Genomic DNA, 18898 nt, shown 5'->3' with positions numbered 1-18898 from the left:
ACTCCCTGCGGTTCTCGGGGGGAAACCTCCACGGCTTCCGAGGGTGCTGAACCACATTAGCCACAGCAGGGAAATGCTCGCGCAGCAATCACGGGCGGATCACGGGTTGTCATCCATGGGGAAATCCACATGATCTTCGTGGACATCCGCCCTGGCAGGAGCGGGGACGATCACCCGTATCACCGATTTCACCGGGACATTCGACGCGGGCGCCCCCCGACCTCATCTCGTCCCGGGCCCACTCCCTCACCCGGATTACTCAAGATCCGAATCGCTCGGAAAATGTGGACCGCTCAGGAGGGAACGGAGCAGCCGGAGGCCTCGGGGAGCGGGGCGGGACGGCCGACCGAGGGCATGCCGAGCATGATCCCGGGGCCCGCGGTCGCCGAGACGCCCTGCCTGGCCTCCCAGGCGTCGCCCGCACGCGTACGGCGAAGCTTCAGGGCGGGGCCGTCGGCCACCAGGTGGTGAGGCGCCGCATAGGTGACCTCGGCGCTCACCACGTCGCCGGGACGCGGGATCTCGGTCTGGGAGGCACCGTCCCGCAGGTTCGGTGCGAAGTGGACCAGGCGGTTGTCGGGGGCACGACCGGACATGCGGTGGGTCGCCCCGTCCTTCCGGCCCTCCCCCTCGGCCACCAGCACCTCGAGCGTCCGGCCGACCTGCTTCTTGTTCTCCGACCAGGCGATCTCGGTCTGCAGGGCGACGAGCCGCTCGTAACGCTCCTGCACGACCTCCTTGGGGATCTGGTCGTCCATGGTGGCGGCGGGGGTGCCCGGACGGATGGAGTACTGGAACGTGAAGGCGTTGGCGAACCGCGACTCGCGCACCACGTCGAGGGTGCCCTGGAAATCCTCCTCGGTCTCGCCGGGGAAGCCCACGATGATGTCGGTGGAGATGGCCGCGTCGGGCATGGCCGCGCGGACCCGCTCGATGATGCCCAGGTAGCGCTCGGCCCGGTAGGAGCGGCGCATCGCCTTGAGGACCCGGTCGGAGCCGGACTGCAACGGCATGTGGAGCTGGTGCATCACGTTGGGCGTCTCGGCCATGGCCGCGATGACGTCGTCGGTGAACGCGGCCGGGTGAGGGCTGGTGAAACGGACCCGCTCCAGGCCCTCGATGGTGCCGCAGGCCCGCAGCAGCTTGCCGAAGGCGAGCTTGTCGCCGAACTCCACCCCGTAGGTGTTGACGTTCTGGCCCAGGAGGGTGATCTCCAGCACGCCCTGGTCGACCAGGGTCCGCACCTCGTTGAGAACGTCGCCGGGCCGGCGGTCCTTCTCCTTGCCGCGCAGCGCCGGCACGATGCAGAACGTGCAGGTGTTGTTGCATCCGACCGAGACCGACACCCACGCGGCGTAGGCGGACTCGCGCTTGGTCGGCAGCGTGCTCGGGAAGGTCTCCAGGAAGTCCTTGATCTCGACCTGGGCCTCCTGCTGGACGCGCGCCCGCTCCAGCAGCACCGGCAGCGAGCCGATGTTGTGGGTGCCGAACACCACGTCCACCCAGGGCGCCTTGCGGACGATCTCCCCCTGGTCTTTCTGCGCCAGACAGCCGCCGACGGCGATCTGCATGTCCGGGTTGCTCATCTTCGAGGGACGCAGGTGCCCGAGATTGCCGTAGAGCTTGTTGTCGGCGTTCTCCCGCACGGCACAGGTGTTGAACACGACCACGTCGGCCGTCTCACCCTGGGCGGCCGGAACGTATCCGGCGTCTTCCAGCAGGCCTGACAGGCGCTCGGAGTCATGCACGTTCATCTGGCACCCATAGGTACGAACCTCGTACGTGCGGGTGCTCTCCACGGTGACAGTCATCTCAAGACAAGGGTAGGCGCTCCGCCGACCTTCGGGTACGGCCCGGCACTCCCCACACCTGGAGCAACGGATCAGGCACCGTACGTCAGAGGTTTCGCCGCGCCGGAACTCCGGAGCCTCGCCCGAGAGATCGGTGGTCTTCTCCCGAAGAAGGGTATTAAAGGGAATCGGCGCGACCAGGTGTCTCGAAACCCGCTCCGGTCGGCCTTGTCCATCACGGACGGATCAATCACCTTGACCGGCCCCGGGGATATCGGTCAGGACCAAATTGCCGGGATGTGAGCAGGCTGTGATCCGATCGGTATCCCAGGGTTAGCCCCAGGTGGCCTTACAGAATTACGTTGTACTTCATGACGGAGAACGGGGACAAGACTCCTCTGGTCGTGCTCGAGGATGTCAACAAGCATTTCGGCAGCCTGCACGTCCTTCGCGATATCAACCTGACGATCTCCCGGGGGGAGGTCCTCGTTGTCATCGGCCCTTCCGGTGGCGGCAAGTCGACCCTGTGCCGGACGATCAACCGGCTGGAGACGATCGATCAGGGGACGATCACCTTCGACGGGCAGCCGCTGGCGGTGGAGGGCAAGACCCTGGCCAAACTCAGGTCCGAGGTCGGGATGGTGTTCCAGTCCTTCAATCTGTTCGCGCACAAGACGATCCTTGAGAATGTCACGCTCGGACCGATCAAGGTCCGTGGCATCGCCAAGGCCGAGGCCGAAAAGCGGGGCATGGAGCTGCTGGAGCGGGTCGGAATCGGCGCCCAGGCGTCGAAGTACCCCGCGCAGCTTTCGGGAGGCCAGCAGCAGCGCGTGGCCATCGCTCGCGCCCTGGCCATGGATCCCAAGATGATCCTGTTCGACGAGCCGACCTCCGCGCTGGACCCGGAGATGGTCCAGGAGGTCCTCGACGTCATGATCGGCCTCGCCCAGGAGGGGATGACGATGATGGTCGTCACCCACGAGATGGGCTTCGCCCGCCGTGCGGCGAACCGCGTGGTGTTCATGGCCGAAGGCCAGATCGTGGAGGAGAACACCCCCGAGGAGTTCTTCACCAACGCCCAGACGGATCGGGCCAAGGACTTTCTTTCCAAGATCCTCACTCACTGAAGCTCTCTCAGCCGGCTGCACCCTCCAGAGAAGAAGAGGTAACGGAAATATGCGAGTACTACGTATTGGTGTGGCGATTGCAGCCGCGAGCGCGCTCACCATGGGCCTTGCGGCGTGTGGCGGCGACGAGACCTACGCCAACGTCGCCGACAAGGTCAAGGGCGCCAAGACCATTGTCGTCGGCACCAAGTGGGACCAGCCGGGTCTCGGCCTGAAGAAGGGTGCCGAGCCCGAGGGCTTCGACGTCGACGTCGCCAAATACATCGTCAAGCAGCTTGGCGGCGGCGAGGATGTCAAGATCGAATGGAAGGAGTCCGCCTCCTCCAACCGTGAGCCCTTCCTCGCCAACGGCACCGTGGACCTCATCGTCGCGAGCTACTCCATCACCGACGAGCGCAAGACGAAGGTGACGTTCGGCGGGCCGTACATCGTGGCCCACCAGGACACCATGGTCCGCGCCGACGACACCACCATCACCAAGGCCACCGACCTGGCGGGCAAGCGGATCTGCCAGGCCGCCGGCTCCAACTCCTACAAGCGGATCACCGACCCGCCGCCGGACGGCAAGCTCGACCTCGACGCCCAGCTCGTCGGCGCGGCCAACTACTCGGAGTGCGTCGCCAAGCTGAGCGGCAGCAACCTCGACGCCGTCACCACCGACGACCTCATCCTCGCCGGTTTCGCCACCCAGGCAGCCGCGTCCGGCGGAAAGTTCAAGGTCCTCGGCGACCCCTTCACCGACGAGAAGTACGGCGTCGGCCTGAAGAAGGGCGACACCAAGACCTGCGAGGCCGTCAACGCGGCGATCACCAAGATGTACCAGGACGGCACTGCCAAGCAGCTGCTGGACAAGTGGTTCGGCACGACCGAGGGCCTCACGCTGCCCACCGCGCCTCCCACCTTCGAGCCCTGCGCCTAGTCCGATCCCTCACCTAGCGGCCGGTGGCCCGGCCTTCCGGGCACCGGCCGCTTGCCGTCCTCTGGTGGAGCACGATGGATGAACTGATCAAATACGCGCCAGCCCTGCTGGAAGGTTTTCTGCACAACGTGCAGATCGCCGTCGTCTGCGCGATCCTGTCGCTGATCCTCGGCACGATTCTGGTGTCCATGCGGGTCTCGCCGACGCCGGTCCTGCGGGCTGCGGGAACGGCCTACGTCAACATCCTGCGGAACACGCCGCTGACCCTGGTCCTGGCCTTCTCCGCGCTCGGTCTCAGCGACACCCTCGGCCTGGCCTTCTCCGACGAGCCGAGCAGCAACGCCTTCTGGCTGGTGACGCTGGGGCTGTCGGCCTACACGGCGAGTTTCGTCTGCGAGGCGCTGCGCTCGGGCATCAACACGGTCTCGCTGGGACAGGCAGAGGCGGCCCGCGCGATCGGGCTCACCTTCTTCCAGTCCCTGCGGATGATCATCCTTCCGCAGGCCTTCCGTGTGGTCGTCGCCCCGCTGGGCAGCGTGATCATCGCCATGATCAAGAACACCACCGTCGCGATGGCGGGCGGCTATCTGGCGGACTCGGCGTTCAAAATGAAGGAAACCTTCGACACGACCGGCGCCTCGATCCCCATCTTCCTGGGGATCATCGTCGCCTTCATGGTGGTGACCCTGCCGATCGGCTTCTTCACCGGCTGGCTGGCCAACCGACTGGCGGTGGTCCGATGAGCTCCCAGGCGAGTGTCCTGTTCGACGCGCCGGGGCCGCGAGCGCGGTTGCGCAACAACGTCCTGACCCTGCTCGCAACCGTCGCGCTGGTGGCGATCGCCTACTTCGTCTATGCCAGGTTCGACGCGAAGGGCCAGTGGGAGGGCAGGATCTGGCAGCCGTTCCTCGAACCCTCCACCTGGGTGGAACAGATCATTCCCGGCCTTCTCGGGACCCTGAAGGCCGCGGGGCTCGCCGCGGTGTTCGCGCTCGTCTTCGGCGTGGTCTTCGGCATTGCCAGGCTCTCCGATCACAAGTGGGTCCGGGTGCCCGCGGGCGCGATCGTCGAGATCTTCCGCGCGATCCCGCTCCTGCTGCTGATCTTCTTCATCTTCTATCTCCTGCCCAGCCTGCTCGGGGGCGGCGACTACACCCTGATCGCGCTCGTGGCCGGTCTGACGCTCTACAACGGTTCGGTGCTGGCCGAGATCGTCCGCGCCGGCATCCGCTCCGTGCCCCAGGGGCAGGCGGAGGCGGCCTACGCGATCGGGCTGCGCAAGGGCGGCGTGATGCGTCTGGTCCTGCTCCCGCAGGCCGTCACGGCGATGATGCCGGCGATCGTGAGCCAGTTCGTCGTGCTGCTCAAGGACACGGCGCTCGGCTACATCATCGCCTACGTCGATCTGCTGAACATGGGCTTCAAGATCATCCCTGCTATCAACTTCGGGTCTCTCATCCCCGCCGCGATCGTCATCGGGATCATCTACGTCGGCCTCAACATGACGCTCAGCGCCCTGGCCACCGCGCTGGAGAAGCGCAGCCGCCGCAGCCGGAAGACCTCGGCCCGGCCCATCGTCCCGCCCGGGGCGGTCGTCGGCGCCGGCGGCGGTGCCGCCATAGCGGTCGACTGAGGTCTGCTCCCCCGTCTCCCCGTCGTTTCCCGCCTCCCCGATCACCCGCTGGGAAAAGCAGCCTCCGGGGAGGCGGGAAAACCTCCCCGGAGGGGGCGAACCGGAGCGTGGGCGCAGGGCAGCCGTTCTCACCGCTCTCCCACCCACCTCCGGATATGCGATCCATCCCATGCGATGACTGTCTTCATCGCGTTCTTCTCCGCCCCGGACACGAGCCCTGCCTCACGTGAAGACACCTGCGGACACGGGATGAGCGCCATACCGGCGACACGCGGCGCGTTATCGGGCAGGATTGCGGCATGTCCCCCGAGCAGGTCGTCCTGCCGTACTCCACCTGGCCTTCTCCGATCTCCACCTCCGGCGTGGCCCGGTCAGGGCTACGCCTCGGGTTCCCGACAACGCTCGGCGAAGAGGTGTGGTGGACCGAGGACCGCCCCACCGAGGGCGGGCGGACCACGATCGTGCACCGGAGCGCCGACGGCACGCATCATGAGCTGCTGGCCGCGCCGTGGAGCGCCAGGACGCGGGTCCACGAGTACGGCGGGCGCTCCTACGCGGTGGTCCCCGGCGAGGGCGTGTTGTTCACGAACTTCGGCGACCAGCGGATCTATCTGCTGGCACCCGGTGCCGAGCCCCGGCCGATCACCCCGGAGCCCGACCTCCGCGCCGGGCTCCGCTACGCGGAGATGACCGTCCATGACGGGCTGATCTGGTGTGTCCAGGAGCGGCACCACCCCGACGGCCGGGTGAGCCGTTCGATCGTGTCCATCCCGCTGCACGGCGAGGCCGAGCCACGTGAGCGGGTCAGCGGGAGTGACTTCTACGCCTCCCTCACGATCTCCCCCGACGGCGAGCACCTGGCCTTCGTCTGCTGGAACCATCCGCGCATGCCGTGGAACGGCACCGAGCTGCGCGTCGCCCGCCTGTCCGACGGCAGTTCCTGGACGGTCAAGGGCGGCTCCGCCGAGTCGGTGCTCGCCCCGCAGTGGCGTGATGAGCGGCACCTCTATCTGATCTCCGACTGGTCGGGCTGGTGGAACCTCTACCAGGTGGAGATACATGGCACGGCGTCCCAGGCGCTCTACCCGGTGGAGGAGGAGTTCGCCGGGCCCCTGTGGCAGCTCGGCGCCCTGCCGTACGCCGTGCTGGCCGACGGAAGTCTCGCGGTCCTGCACGGGCAGGGCAACCTGCGGCTGGGCGTCTTCGACCCGGGAAGCGGCGTGCTGAGCGACCTGGACGTGCCCTATGACGGCTGGGATCCGGTCCTGGCCACCGACGGACACTCCCTGGTCGCGATCGGGTACGGCCCGGCGCTGCCCCGCTCGATCGTCCGGGTCGACACCATGACCGGGCAGGTGGAGGAGCTCCGCCGCGACGTCGACGTGCTGCCCGACACCGCCTACCTGCCGCGCCCCCAGGCCGTGGAGATCGAGGGCCGGTTCGGCCGCCCGGTGCACGCGTTCGTCTATCCGCCGTCGAACCCACGGGCCCGCGGCGAGGGCGCCCCGCCGTACGTCGTGTTCGTCCACGGCGGTCCCACCGGGCACAGCACCAGCGCGCTCGATCTGGAGAAGGCGTTCTTCACCAGCCGGGGCATCGGGGTGCTCGATCTCAACTACGGCGGTTCCACCGGCTACGGCCGCGCCTACCGCGAACGGCTGCGCCGCCAGTGGGGCGTGGTCGACGTCGAGGACTCGATCGCCGCGGCCGAGTGGCTGGCGGGAGAAGGTCTGGCCGATCCGGAACGGATCGCGATCCGGGGCGGCAGCGCGGGCGGCTGGACGGTCATGGCGGCCTGCTGCGCGTCCGGCGCGTTCGCCGGCGGCGTCTCCTACTACGGGGTGAGCTCGCTCCTCCCGTTCAACGAGACCACCCACGATTTCGAGTCCCGCTACGTCGAGTGGCTCGTCGGCCCTGCCGACCCCGCCCTGTACGGCTCACGCGAACCCCTCGGGCGGGTTGCCGGGGTGACCTGCCCCATGCTGCTTCTGCAGGGCCTGTCCGACCCGGTGGTTCCCCCCGCCCAGTCCCAGGCCTTCGCCGACGCCCTCGCCGAACGCGGTGTCCCCTGCACCTACCTCACCTTCGAGGGCGAGGCCCACGGATTCCGCCGAGCCGAGACCCGCAGCGCGGCCCTGGCCACCGAGCTCGCCTTCTACCAGCAGATCTTCCGCGCCTGACGTCCGGATCGCCTACCGGCAGACCCGCCGTACCTGACACCCGGGTCGCATATCGGCGGGCCTCCCATGCCCTGACGCCCTTGGGCGCCCCTGGTCGCGCGGCCCCGACCGGTGTCGTCGGCCGCATGCGGCGCGCTATCGGGCGAACTCGGTGGACCGGGACTCGCGGACGACCGTGATGCGGATCTGGCCGGGGTAGGTGAGCTCCTCCTCGATCTGCTTGGCGACGTCGCGGGCGATCACCTGGGCCTGGATGTCATCGACCGCCTCCGGCTTCACCATGACCCGGATCTCGCGGCCCGCCTGCATGGCGAAGACCTTCTCGACGCCCTCGTAGGAGACGGCGATCTCCTCCAGACGCTCCAGGCGCTTGACGTAGGCCTCCAGCGACTCGCGCCGGGCGCCCGGACGGCTGCCGCTGATCGCGTCGGCGGCCTGGGTGAGGACCGCCTCGACGGTTTTGACCTCGACCTCGTTGTGGTGGGCCTCGATCGCGTGGACGACGTCCTCGTGCTCGCCGTAACGCCTGGCGATCTCGGCGCCGATGAGTGCGTGACTGCCTTCGACCTCGTGGGTGAGAGCCTTGCCGATGTCGTGCAGTACCGTGCAGCGCTTGAGCAGCGTCGCGTCCAGCCGTAGCTCAGCCGCCATGATCCCGGCGATGTGGGCGGATTCGATGAGGTGGCCCAGCACGTTCTGACCGTAGGAGGTGCGGTAGCGGAGCTGGCCGAGCAGGGTGATCAGCTCCGGGTGCATCTCGGTGATGCCGAGCTCGACCAGGGCGTCCTCACCCGCGCGCACGCACAGCTCCTGGACCTCGGCCTTGCTGCGCTCGTGGGCCTCCTCGATGCGCTGGGGGTGGATGCGCCCGTCAAGGACGAGCTTCTCCAGCGTCAGCCGGGCGGTCTCCCTGCGGACCGGATCAAAACATGACAGCAGCACCGCTTCGGGCGTGTCGTCAATGATCAGGTTGACCCCGGTGGTCGACTCGAAGGCCCGGATGTTACGACCCTCGCGACCGATGATGCGGCCCTTCATCTCGTCACCCGGCAGGTGCAGGACGCTGACGACGGACTCGGCGGTCTGCTCGGTGGCCACGCGCTGGACCGCCAGTGTGACGATCTTGGTGGCGCGCTTCTCGCCCTCCTTGCGGGCCTCGCCCTCGATCTCCCTGACGATCAGCGCGGCCTCGCGCTTTGCCTGGTTCTCGATCTCCCTGACCAGCTCCGACCTGGCCTGGTCGCTGGTGAGTCCGGACACTCGCTCCAGAATGGCCTTGCGTTCCTGGGAGACCCGGTCGAGGTCCTCGCGGCGGTCGGCCAGCTCGGTCTCGGTCTCGGCGAGCTTGCGGGCCCGTTCGGCCTGGCGTCTGGCCTCCTCGTCAAGGCGCTGCTCACGCTCGGCCAGCCGGTTCTCCCTGCGCTCAAGGTCGGAGCGGAACTCCTTGAGCTCGTATTTCAGCACCCGGCCCTCGGCCTCCGCCTCCTTGCGCAGCTCGGCTGCGGCCTCGACCGCGGCCTCGGACCTGCGCAGGATCTCTCCGGCATCGCTCTCCGCCTTGGCGCGGATATCGGCGGCCTCACTCCGGGCCTTCTCCAGCTCGGCGAGGATCTCCGCCTCCTGCTCGGGGGAGGGACCACTGATCTTGCCGCCGGCCTCGCCGATGCGACGCAGCAACACGATCAGCACGGTTATCGTCATCACGGCAAGAGCCACAACCGCCACTACTGCCAACGTGACGACCACAACCGGATCCATACGCGCCTCACCTTCCTCGCGTCGCAGACAACAAGCACGCGAGGGGTCACACCCACGGCACGGAAAGCACAGACGGTGGCGCCATCAGGACAGATGTCAACCTAGGACCGGCTCCGCACCGGCTGTTCCCGCCGGTCCATCGCCCGCCCGCACCGCCAAGCCAGCTCATCCGTAAAACACCGCTATGACAATCCGCACTGCGCGGAGTAACTCCTCACTGTCGTTGAGATTAAGCGTCAGAGAGGTAACGAGCAAGCAAAGACCCGCTGTTAAACAGCTTTGGGCTAGTCGAGCGGATAGTCCGTATCTACGGAAAAAGTAGGGTTTTCCGGCTCCTCGTCCTCCAGGGCTTCACGGATCACCCTAAAGGCCAGGCCGGGACCGTATCCCTTTCTGGCAAGCATTCCGGCCAGTCTCCGGGTCCTGACCGCGGGCTCCAGATTGCGGGTGGCCGAGAGCTTGCGCTCCACAAGGCGGCGGGCGGTCTCCACCTCTTGCTCGGGGTCGAGCTGCTCCACCGCTTCCTTCACGACGTCTTCGTCCACCCCGCGGTGACGGAGCTCCGAGGCGAGGGCTCTGCGGGCGAGGCCTCTCCCGGCATGGCGCGAACTCACCCATGCGGCGGCGAAAGCCTCGTCATCGATGAGCCCGACCTCGGAGAACCGCTCAAGCACGGCCTCGGCCGCCTCCTCGGGCACCTCACGCTTGCGCAGTGCCTCCGCGAGTTGAGCCCGGGTGCGCGGCGCCATGGTCAGCAGTCGCAGGCAGATCCCTCGTGCCACCGCCTGCGGATCGGCGGCGGGCCCCCGGCTCGCCGGTGATCCCTCGTCCGGCCCGTCGGGAACGATCCCCTGAGAGTCGCCTCGCGACCGCTTTCTGCCGCCCGCGTCCTTGCCGCCGGTGAATCCCTCCCAGGCGCCCGGCTGATCTCTGCGCGAACGCCGCGACCGTCCGCTTCCTCGCCTGCTCGCCCCGGAGGAACCGGCCTCCGGAACGTCGGGCCAGGCGCCCCAGTCTCTCGGCCCGGCCGCGTCGGCCGGACCGGAGTCAGGTCCCATCATCGTTTATCAGCTCAGATCAGACGTCACCCGGCTTGACGTCAACCAGCGGCTTGGAGGCGGCTGCCTTGGCGCCACGACCGGATGTGGCGGCCGGAGCCGGAGCGGCGGGCGGCGGAGTGGCCGGAGTGTCGACGCGGGGGCCGACGCCCAGCTTCTCCTTGATCTTCTTCTCGATCTCGTTGGCCATGTCGGGGTGGCTCTTCAGGAAGGTGCGGGCGTTCTCCTTGCCCTGGCCGAGCTGGTCGCCCTCGTAGGTGTACCAGGCGCCGGACTTACGGACGAAGCCCTGCTCGACACCCATGTCGATCAGGCCACCCTCGCGGGAGATGCCGACACCGTAAAGGATGTCGAAGTCGGCCACCCGGAAGGGCGGGGCCATCTTGTTCTTGACGACCTTCACTCGGGTGCGGTTGCCGACCGCCTCGGTGCCGTCCTTCAGCGTCTCGATGCGGCGGATGTCAAGACGGACCGAGGCGTAGAACTTCAGCGCCTTTCCACCGGTCGTGGTCTCGGGCGAGCCGAACATGACGCCGATCTTCTCTCGGAGCTGGTTGATGAAGATCGCGGTGGTGTTGGTGTTGTTGAGCGCACCGGCGATCTTGCGCAGCGCCTGGGACATCAGACGAGCCTGGAGGCCGACGTGGCTGTCGCCCATCTCGCCCTCGATCTCGGCCTTGGGCACCAGCGCCGCGACCGAGTCGATGACCAGCAGGTCAACGGCACCGGACCGGATCAGCATGTCGGCGATCTCCAGCGCCTGCTCTCCGGTGTCGGGCTGGGAGACGAGCAGCGCGTCGGTGTCGACGCCGAGCTTCTGAGCGTATTCGGGGTCGAGCGCGTGCTCGGCGTCGATGAACGCGGCGATGCCGCCTCCGCGCTGGGCGTTGGCCACCGCGTGCAGGGCGACCGTCGTCTTGCCGGAGGACTCGGGGCCGTAGACCTCGACGACACGACCGCGCGGGAATCCGCCGATGCCGAGGGCGATGTCGAGCGCGATGGAACCGGTCGGGATCACCTCGATGGGCGCACGGACCTCATCGCCCAGTCGCATGACGGAGCCCTTGCCAAACTGACGCTCGATCTGAGCGAGCGCGGTCTCGAGCGCCTTCTCGCGGTCGTTAGCTGCCATGGAAGCCCCCTGGAGGGTTGCGGGTTGAATCGGTTGCCAGAAAGCTACGGGGTGCCACCGACATTTTTGGAAGGGCACGCCACGAGCGACGGCATGTTCAATATAGCCGAACGACTGTTCGATCGTAGCCCAATGGCATCACGTGTTCCCAGGGGGCGCAGGGCGGGGTTTCCGGGGCGATCCAAGCCACGCAAGCCCGGACACAAGCCACGGCAAAACCCACAGCAAGTCACAGCAAACAACAGCAAGCCCCGCGCAGGAGGCGGCGAGCCCCGTCCTGGAAGCGACATTCCTGGGAATTCCGCCGGACCTGTTGTCACCGAGCTGACCTGGGGTGATCCTGAAGGCAAAGGATCCCGAGGTGCCCTAAGTGCCCAGCGCGTTTACGCAGCAACGCCTAGCCCATCTTGAGTCCCTGGCCGCCGAACTGCCCGAGCGAGGGCTGGTCAGCCGCATGCTCGGGGGCGACGATCCCGTGCTCTGGGTGTGGCATCCGGGCAGTGGGAGACAGACGATCGTCTTCGCCACCCCGGCCAGGGACGGCTGGCTGTTTCTGTGGTCGCCGGCCGGTCAGGAGAGCGCCGACGATCCCGCTCACGTGGCCGACTCGGTCGGAAAGCTGCTCGGCGCCAATCCCTAGCGCAACCGGGCCGGGGACCCTTCACCGTCGGCTCCTGACGCGGCCGGGCTCGAAAACCGCTCGGCACACCCTTGGCGCAACCGAGCGGGAGCCCCCTCGACCCTGGCCGAGTTTGGAAACCGCTCGGCACACCCTTGACGCAACCGAGCGGAAGACCCCCGGCGCCGGCCCTGGCGCAACCGGACGGGAACCCATCCGGCGCGCGGTCTCAGCGCATCCGAGCCGGCAAGCCACCGCACCGCACAACGCCGTATCCGACCCGGTAAATCTTGGTGTCGTCCCTCAGCGCAACCTGGGGGAGACGTCGGTCACCCCGCACACCGCGTGCCAGACCTCCTTGGCCGCGACGCCGTCGGCCAGTGCCTGGAACGCGGTCCGTCCGCCCAGGTCGGCGATGACATAGTCGCGAGCCCACGACTCAGCGTACGGATCGCCGAAGTGCAGCTTCATCCGCTTCCAGAACTCCGACAGGCGCATACCCCAAGTATGGGTCCCAGCGAGCATGGAACCGCCGCCCGCGACGGATGCGATCGAAACCCCGCCGGGCCGCCAGAACCTTTCGGAACGCCCGCCAGAGCCCGTCGAGACGTCGGAGAAGGCGGGGTCGCGTCAGAGAACGCGGGAGCCGTACATCTCGCCGAGCGGGTCGGCGAGCAGTTCGAGGCGAGCTCCGTCGGGGTCCATGAAGTAGATCGAGACACCGCTCTCGACCTGGTGCGGCACGCCCGCGGCCTCCAGCTTGCCCCGCAGTCGCTCCCAGGCCGCCGGTTCCACGGAGATGGCGATGTGGTGGAGCCCGCCGAGGACCTCCTTGTAGGGACCGAGGTCCAGGCCGGGAAAGTCGAAGAAGGCCAGCAGGTTGCCGTTGCCGATGTCGAAGAAGAAGTGGTTGGACCCCTGGTAGTCGCGGTTCTCGATGATCTCCGTCAGGGGAAACTCCAGGAGGTCCTGATAGAAGGCGATCGTCGTCTCGACGTCTGAGGAGATCAGGGCGAAGTGGTGCAGGCCTCTCGCGCTGCTCTGCGGGCGATCCTCCCTCAGATGCTCTGCCTTGATCCGCTCGCGTGCCGCCTCGATGGCCGGATAGTCGATGCTCACCGTTAGCTCACCGTTCACTACGTCGTATGTTCGTCAAACCTCTGGCTATGAGACCGGAGAGGGCCAACCTATCCCGGCGGCCACCTCATGATGACTCGAACCTTCGGCGATTTATAGGGAAATGCCCGTTTATAAGGGCGCAAATCCAGCTATAAGGATGCATACCCAGCGACGGCGGTGCCGGCTTCACCGCGGGCGCGTCGGTGCTCTCACCTCGTACGGCCCGGCTGCCGGTGGCGGATTCTGTCGGTGGGGGCAGGCAGTATGGAGCCGTGACCCGGATGGAGCGGTCGAGCCGGCACAAGGGGGGCGCGTGATGAGCAAGGCGGACCACGGGCCTGCGAGTGGTGACGGGGCGCTCGGTCACTTCACCCAGATGACCAGAGACTGGTTCACCGGGGCCTTCGCCGCGCCCACCGCCGCCCAGGAGGGGGCCTGGTCGTCGATCGCCCGAGGCGACAACACCCTGGTGGTCGCGCCCACCGGATCCGGCAAGACGCTGGCCGCCTTCCTGTGGTCACTCGACCGGCTGGCGTCGGAGCAGTCCTCCGTCACCGACGCGCCCGCCGCGGAGATCAAGGATGGGCGAAAGCGCTCCAAGAAGGACGAGCCCGTACGACGGTGCCGGGTGCTCTACGTGTCACCGCTCAAAGCCCTGGCGGTGGACGTCGAGCGCAACCTCCGGGCGCCGCTGGCCGGGCTGAAGCAGACCGCACGGCGGCTCGGCCTCCCGGTGCCGGACATCTCGGTGGCGATCCGGTCGGGCGACACCTCTCCCGAGGAGCGGCGCCGGTTCGCCGCCAAACCCACGGACATCCTCATCACCACCCCCGAGTCGCTGTTCCTGCTGCTGACCAGTCAGGCCCGCGAGGCGCTGCGCGGTGTGGAGACGGTCATCATCGACGAGGTGCACGCGGTGGCGGCCACCAAGCGCGGCGCGCACCTGGCCCTCAGCCTGGAGCGGCTCGACGCCCTGCTGGCCCGGCCCGCACAGCGTGTCGGCCTGTCGGCGACCGTGCGACCGGTGAGCGAGGTGGCCGCCTTCCTCGGCGGCCCCCGCCCGGCGACCGTGGTCCAGCCGCCCTCGGAGAAGATGATCGAGGTCGAGGTGATCGTGCCGATCGAGGACATGACGGAGCTCGACACGCCCCCCTCCCCCACCGGGTCCGATGACGACCTGTGGCCGGCCGAGCCCCCGGCCCGGCGGTCCATCTGGCCGCATGTCGAGGAGCGGCTGTTCGACCTGATCGGCAACCACCGTTCGACGATCGTGTTCGCCAACTCCCGGCGGCAGGCCGAGCGGCTCTGCACCCGTCTCAACGAGCTGGCCTGGGAGCGCCGGACCGGCGACCCGGAGCAGGCCGGGCAGGTGGGGCCGAACGGGCGGACCATGCCGCCCGGACAGGCAGGGCCAGCCGGGTGGGCAGAACAGGCCGGGCAGGCAGAGCCGATGGAGTCGGCCGAACAAACCGGACAGGCGGAGTCGACCGGACCGACAGGGCCGATCGGGCAAGCCGGATATGCGGTGCCGACCGGTCAAGCGGAGCCGATCGAGACGGCGGGGCCGGCGGAGCCGGTGCACTGGGCGAAGGGGTTCCCCGTCCCTCCGGCATCCATCTCCACCCCGGCGGCGATGATGGCCCAGGCGGGGGCGGCCAAGGGTGTGATTCCGGAGATCGTGCGAGCCCATCACGGGTCGGTGTCGAAGGAGGAGCGGTCCCAGATCGAGGAGGCGCTCAAGTCCGGGCGGCTGCCCGCCGTGGTCGCGACCTCCAGCCTGGAGCTCGGCATCGACATGGGCGCGGTGGATCTGGTGGCCTGCGTGGGAGCGCCGCCGAGTGTGGCGAGCGGCCTGCAGCGGATCGGCAGGGCCGGGCACCAGGTGGGAGCCGTCTCACGGGGTGTGATCTTCCCCAAATACCGCGGAGACCTGGTCCAGACGGCCGTGGTGGCCGAGCGGATGAGAAGTGGGGAGATCGAGGATCTCCGTTACCCGCGCAACCCGCTCGACGTGCTCGCCCAGCAGATCGTGGCGATGACGGCACTGGACGAGTGGACGGTGGACGAGCTGGAGAGCGTGGTACGGCGCGCCGCGCCGTACCGGACCCTCCCCCGGAGCGCGCTGGAGGCGACACTCGACATGCTCGCCGGGCGCTATCCGAGCGAGGAGTTCGCCGAGCTGCGGCCCCGCATCGTCTGGGACCGGGTCACCGGCACGCTGCAGGGTCGTCCCGGAGCTCAGCGGCTGGCCGTCACCAACGGCGGCACGATTCCCGACCGCGGTCTGTTCGGCGTGTTCCTGGTCGGGGAGAAGTCCTCCCGGGTGGGCGAGCTGGACGAGGAGATGGTCTACGAGTCGCGGGCCGGAGACGTGTTCGTGCTGGGCGCGACCTCCTGGCGGATCGAGGAGATCACGGCCGACCGGGTGCTGGTCACCCCCGCCCCCGGGCAGCCGGGCAAGCTGCCCTTCTGGCACGGCGACACCGCGGGCCGCCCGGCGGAGCTGGGGAGGGCGATCGGCGCGTTCCTCCGCGAGATGTCCGCGGCGGGCGCGGACGCCGGAGCCGAGCAGGGCTCCACGACAGACGCGGGCCCCGGGACGAAACCCGGCTCGGACGGGCGATCGGCGAAGCGGGAAGAGCCCGTGCAGGACAGGGCACAAGTCTCGGCACCGAACAAGGCGCGGGACTCAGCACGAAAGGCGCGGGACGAGATACGGGATTCGGCGCTGGAGGGGGCGCAGGACTCGGCACTTAACAGAACGCCGGATGGGGCGCAGGGCTCGGCACTGGACGAGGCGCAGGGCTCGGCGCTGAACAGAACGCCGGATGGGGCGCCGGGCTCGGCGCGAGACGGGGCGCTGGGGCGGATCAGGGCGGCGGGGCTGGATGAGTTCGCCGCGGCCAACCTGCTGTCCTATCTGGCGGAGCAGCGGCAGGCCACCGGATACGTCCCGGACGACAGGACGCTGCTGGTCGAGCGGTTCCACGATGAGCTGGGCGACTGGCGGGTCGTGGTGCATTCGCCGTACGGCGCGAGGGTGCACGCGCCGTGGGCGCTGGCGATCGGGCGGCGGCTGCGGGAGCGCTACGGCGTCGACGTGCAGGCCATCCACTCCGACGACGGGATCGTCCTGCGCATCCCCGACACACTCTCCGATCCCCCGTCGGACGTCGCGATCTTCGACGCGGAGGAGATCGAGCAGATCGTCACCGAGGAGCTCGGCGGCTCGGCGCTGTTCGCGGCGCGCTTCAGGGAGTGCGCGGGGCGGTCGCTGCTGCTTCCGCGGCGCACGCCCGGCAAGCGGACCCCGCTCTGGCAGCAGCGGCAGCGGGCCTCGCATCTGCTCAACGTGGCCAGCCGCTACGGGTCGTTCCCCGTCGTGCTGGAGACGATGCGCGAGTGCCTGCAGGACGTCTTCGACGTGCCGGGGCTGGTGCGGCTCATGCAGGACGTCGCGGCGCGGCGGGTCAGGCTGGTCGAGGTCGAGACCTCCCAGGCGTCGCCGTTCGCGGCATCGCTGCTGTTCAACTACATCGGCGCGTTCATGTACGAGGGGGATGCCCCCCTGGCGGAGCGCCGCGCCCAGGCTCTCTCGCTCGACACGAGCCTGCTGGCCGAGCTGCTGGGCCAGGCGGACCTGCGCGAGCTGCTCGATCCCGACGTGATCGCCGACACCGAGCGCGAGCTGGCCCGGCTGGACCGTCCGCTCCGTGACGCCGAGGCCCTGGCCGACCTGCTCCGCTCGCACGGTCCGCTGCTCGCGGCCGACGTGAGCCTGCGCGAGGGCGATCCGGCGTGGCTGGCCGAGCTGGAGACCGCCCGGCGGGCGATCAGGGTGCGGCTGGCCGGGCAGGAGCAGTGGGCGGCGATCGAGGACGCCGCCCGGCTGCGTGACGCGCTCGGCGTGCCGCTGCCAGTGGGGGTGCCGCACGTGTTCCTGGAGCCGGTGGAGGACCCGCTCGGCGACCTCGTCGCCCGGCACGCCCGCACCCGCACCCCCTTCCTCGCCGGTACGGCCGCCGCCAGGTTCGGCCTCGGCCCCGCGGTCGTCACCGACACGTTGCGTCGCCTGGCCGCCTCCGGGCGGGTGGTGAACGGGGAGTTCCGGCCCGGCGGGCGCGGTGAGGAGTGGTGTGACGCCGGGGTGCTGCGGATGCTGCGCCGCAGATCCCTGGCCCGGCTCCGCAAGGAGGTGGAGCCGGTCTCCGCCGAGACCCTGGCGGCCTTCGCCCCCGCCTGGCACGGCATCACCGGTTCCCCGCAGAGGGGCAGGCCGCCGATCGACGCGCTGGTGGGCGCCATCGAGCAGCTGCAGGGTGCGGCGGTGCCCGCGTCGGCGCTGGAGACGTTGATCCTGCCGTCGCGGGTTCCCGGCTACGACCCGTCCCTGCTGGACGAGCTGACGTCCTCGGGCGAGGTCATCTGGGCGGGGCAGGGATCGCTGCCGGGCGGAGACGGCTGGGTGGCGCTGTATTTCGCGGACACCGCCCCCCTGCTGATGCCCGGTCCGGCCGAGATCACCCTGACCCCGGTGCACGAGGCGATCCTGGAGGTCCTCGGCGGCGGAGGCGCGCTGTTCTTCCGCGAGCTGGCGAGCCGTACCGGCTCTCTCCTGACCGGTTCGGTCACCGGCGACCTGGCCCTGGCCGCGGCGGTGTGGGATCTGGTGTGGTCGGGGCGGATCACCGGCGACACGCTGGCCCCGCTGCGGACCACGCTCGGCACGGGGCGTCCCGCGCACCGCCCGGCTCCCACGCGGAGACGGCGGGCGGTGCTGCCCACCCGGAGTGGACCTCCGACCGTGGGCGGGCGCTGGTGGCTGCTGCCCGGCCCGGCCGACGACACGACCCAGCGGGCACACGCCCAGGCCGAGGTGCTGCTGGAACGGCACGGGGTGGTGACCAGGGGCGCGGTCACCGCCGAGCGGTTGCCCGGCGGGTTCGCCGCCGTTTACCAGGTGCTCCGCGCGTTCGAGGAGAGCGGCCGGTGCCGCAGGGGCTACTTCGTCGAAGGTCTGGGCGGCGCCCAGTTCGCCCTCCCCGGCGCCGTCGACCGCATGCGCGCCACCCTCATGTCACCGCCGACCGCGACGCCCGACCCGTGGAGCGGGCGCAGACCGGTCGAGGACACGCGACGGGTGGTGGTGCTGGCGGCGACCGACCCCGCCAACCCGTACGGCGCGGCCCTGCCGTGGCCCGCCCATCCGGGCGAGGTGTCCCACAAGCCGGGCCGGAAGGCCGGATCACTCGTCGTGCTCGTGGACGGGCACCTGGTGCTCTACGTCGAACGCGGCGGCAAGACCCTGCTCTCCTTCGTCGACGGCGACCGCCTCCAGCCCGCCGTGGACGCCCTGGCGCTGGCCGTGCGCGACGGCGCCCTCGGCAAGCTCACCGTGGAGCGCGCGGATGGCACGGCCATCAACGACTCCCCGCTGGGAGCCGCGCTGGAGGCGGCCGGGTTCCACCCGACTCCCCGGGGGCTGCGGCTACGGGCCTGAGAAGCCCCTGGAAATACTCGTCGGCCGTCGCCATCGACCTCTGGTCGACACGTGGTCACCGGC

The 18898-nt window shown here is 69.1% G+C and carries 13 protein-coding genes; 7 read left to right on the top strand and 6 right to left on the bottom strand.

Annotated elements, in window-relative coordinates; genetic code table 11:
* Positions 1-293: 293 nt before the first annotated feature.
* Positions 294-1811 carry a tRNA (N6-isopentenyl adenosine(37)-C2)-methylthiotransferase MiaB gene (miaB, locus tag DKM19_RS08950; RefSeq protein WP_110695295.1) on the bottom strand — a complete coding sequence of 506 codons (1518 nt, stop codon included), beginning with the start codon at positions 1809-1811 and terminating at the stop codon, positions 294-296.
* 350 nt (positions 1812-2161) lie between these two features.
* Here miaB and DKM19_RS08945 point away from each other — a divergent pair, with 350 nt between their 5' ends.
* The 5 genes from DKM19_RS08945 to DKM19_RS08925 all read left to right on the top strand — a co-directional run bounded on the left by DKM19_RS08945 (position 2162) and on the right by DKM19_RS08925 (position 7649).
* Positions 2162-2917 (top strand): amino acid ABC transporter ATP-binding protein, encoded by a 756-nt coding sequence (locus DKM19_RS08945; protein ID WP_305000300.1) that lies wholly within the window; start codon positions 2162-2164, stop codon positions 2915-2917.
* Positions 2918-2987: 70 nt separating this feature from the next.
* On the top strand, positions 2988-3836 hold the full coding sequence (locus DKM19_RS08940) for a glutamate ABC transporter substrate-binding protein (RefSeq protein ID WP_369988380.1): 849 nt from the start codon (positions 2988-2990) through the stop codon (positions 3834-3836).
* Between the two features lie 74 nt (positions 3837-3910).
* Positions 3911-4579 carry an amino acid ABC transporter permease gene (locus tag DKM19_RS08935; protein ID WP_110695293.1) on the top strand — a complete coding sequence of 223 codons (669 nt, stop codon included), beginning with the start codon at positions 3911-3913 and terminating at the stop codon, positions 4577-4579.
* Positions 4576-5469 carry an amino acid ABC transporter permease gene (locus DKM19_RS08930; protein WP_110695292.1) on the top strand — a complete coding sequence of 298 codons (894 nt, stop codon included), beginning with the start codon at positions 4576-4578 and terminating at the stop codon, positions 5467-5469. The genes DKM19_RS08935 and DKM19_RS08930 overlap by 4 nt, the downstream gene beginning before the upstream one ends.
* A 299-nt stretch (positions 5470-5768) precedes the next feature.
* The gene (locus DKM19_RS08925; protein WP_110695291.1) at positions 5769-7649 is read left to right on the top strand and encodes a prolyl oligopeptidase family serine peptidase; all 1881 of its coding nucleotides are present in this window, start codon (positions 5769-5771) and stop codon (positions 7647-7649) included.
* A gap of 135 nt (positions 7650-7784) precedes the next feature.
* Here the strand turns inward: DKM19_RS08925 and rny are convergent, their stop codons facing one another.
* The 3 genes from rny to recA all read right to left on the bottom strand — a co-directional run bounded on the left by rny (position 7785) and on the right by recA (position 11597).
* The gene (gene rny / locus DKM19_RS08920; RefSeq protein WP_204358715.1) at positions 7785-9407 is read right to left on the bottom strand and encodes a ribonuclease Y; all 1623 of its coding nucleotides are present in this window, start codon (positions 9405-9407) and stop codon (positions 7785-7787) included.
* Between the two features lie 284 nt (positions 9408-9691).
* Positions 9692-10468 carry a recombination regulator RecX gene (gene recX, locus DKM19_RS08915; protein ID WP_239514156.1) on the bottom strand — a complete coding sequence of 259 codons (777 nt, stop codon included), beginning with the start codon at positions 10466-10468 and terminating at the stop codon, positions 9692-9694.
* A gap of 16 nt (positions 10469-10484) precedes the next feature.
* Positions 10485-11597 carry a recombinase RecA gene (gene recA, locus DKM19_RS08910; protein ID WP_110695290.1) on the bottom strand — a complete coding sequence of 371 codons (1113 nt, stop codon included), beginning with the start codon at positions 11595-11597 and terminating at the stop codon, positions 10485-10487.
* 370 nt (positions 11598-11967) lie between these two features.
* Here recA and DKM19_RS08905 point away from each other — a divergent pair, with 370 nt between their 5' ends.
* The gene (locus DKM19_RS08905) at positions 11968-12237 is read left to right on the top strand and encodes a hypothetical protein (RefSeq protein WP_110695289.1); all 270 of its coding nucleotides are present in this window, start codon (positions 11968-11970) and stop codon (positions 12235-12237) included.
* A gap of 282 nt (positions 12238-12519) precedes the next feature.
* Here the strand turns inward: DKM19_RS08905 and DKM19_RS08900 are convergent, their stop codons facing one another.
* Both DKM19_RS08900 and DKM19_RS08895 read right to left on the bottom strand, forming a co-directional pair.
* Entirely contained in the window at positions 12520-12714 is a 195-nt protein-coding gene (locus tag DKM19_RS08900) for a DUF3046 domain-containing protein (protein WP_089210859.1), read from the bottom strand.
* Positions 12715-12846: 132 nt separating this feature from the next.
* Positions 12847-13335 carry a VOC family protein gene (locus tag DKM19_RS08895; protein WP_110705571.1) on the bottom strand — a complete coding sequence of 163 codons (489 nt, stop codon included), beginning with the start codon at positions 13333-13335 and terminating at the stop codon, positions 12847-12849.
* Positions 13336-13651: 316 nt separating this feature from the next.
* Here DKM19_RS08895 and DKM19_RS51545 point away from each other — a divergent pair, with 316 nt between their 5' ends.
* Entirely contained in the window at positions 13652-18835 is a 5184-nt protein-coding gene (locus tag DKM19_RS51545; protein WP_110695288.1) for a DEAD/DEAH box helicase, read from the top strand.
* Positions 18836-18898: the final 63 nt, after the last annotated feature.

Source organism: Streptosporangium sp. 'caverna' (assembly GCF_003203775.1).
Lineage (GTDB): Bacteria > Actinomycetota > Actinomycetes > Streptosporangiales > Streptosporangiaceae > Streptosporangium > Streptosporangium subroseum.
This window is presented reverse-complemented; position numbering and strand designations above follow the sequence as displayed.